The organism is Pseudomonas batumici, assembly GCF_000820515.1.
GTDB classification, from domain to species: domain Bacteria; phylum Pseudomonadota; class Gammaproteobacteria; order Pseudomonadales; family Pseudomonadaceae; genus Aquipseudomonas; species Aquipseudomonas batumici.
In genome coordinates this window covers 1-263 of record NZ_JXDG01000115.1, presented here as the reverse complement: position 1 = coordinate 263, position 263 = coordinate 1, and the positions used below count along the sequence as shown (strand labels likewise).

General features: G+C 64.3%; 1 protein-coding gene. It reads left to right on the top strand.

All coding sequences use genetic code 11. The annotated features are described in order from the left end of the window. The coding region (locus UCMB321_RS28950; protein WP_040072076.1) for a two-partner secretion domain-containing protein at window positions 1-263 on the top strand (263 nt) is incomplete at both ends.

Genomic DNA, 263 nt, shown 5'->3' with positions numbered 1-263 from the left:
GCGGCCAACGTCATCCTCAACGAAGTGAACGGCGGCAGCCCGAGCCAGTTGCGCGGTTACACCGAAGTGGCGGGGCAGTCGGCCCATGTGATCGTCGCCAACCCGTACGGCATCAGCTGCAATGGCTGTGGCTTCATCAATACCCCGCAAGCCACCCTGACCACCGGCAAGGCGGTGATCAGCAACGGCCAGGTCACCGGCTACCAGGTCGACCAGGGCAGCATCTCCATCGACGGCGCGGGGCTGAATGCCAACAACGTCGA